This window comes from Thiomonas delicata (assembly GCF_900088825.1).
Lineage (GTDB): Bacteria > Pseudomonadota > Gammaproteobacteria > Burkholderiales > Burkholderiaceae_C > Thiomonas_A > Thiomonas_A delicata.
On the sequence record NZ_LT592204.1, the window covers coordinates 1 to 306 of the forward strand.

At 65.0% G+C, this 306-nt stretch carries 1 protein-coding gene; it reads left to right on the plus strand.

All coding sequences use genetic code 11. The features are described 5' to 3' along the window. On the plus strand, positions 1 to 306 hold a 306-nt coding region (locus THIARS_RS18075; RefSeq protein ID WP_141202469.1), incomplete at both ends, for a DUF2779 domain-containing protein.

The following is a 306-nucleotide window of genomic DNA, read 5'->3' on the forward strand; positions in this document are numbered from 1 at the left end:
CCTTACGAGCAGGTGCCGTTCCAGTGGTCTTGCCATATCGAGCGGGCGCCCGGCGTGTTCGAGCACCGCGCCTTCCTGGACCTCAGCGGGCATGACCCCTCCGAGCCCTGCATCGAGGAGATGCTGCACGCCATCGACGTGGGGGACGGTGGCCCCATCCTGGTGTATTACGCCACGTATGAACGAGGTCGCATCGTCGAGCTGGCCAAACGCCATCCGGCCTTTGCGGACCGGCTGAAGCGACTGGCCGCGCGATTGGTCGACCTGCACCCCGTGGTCAAGGAGCATTTCTACCATCCGGCGATG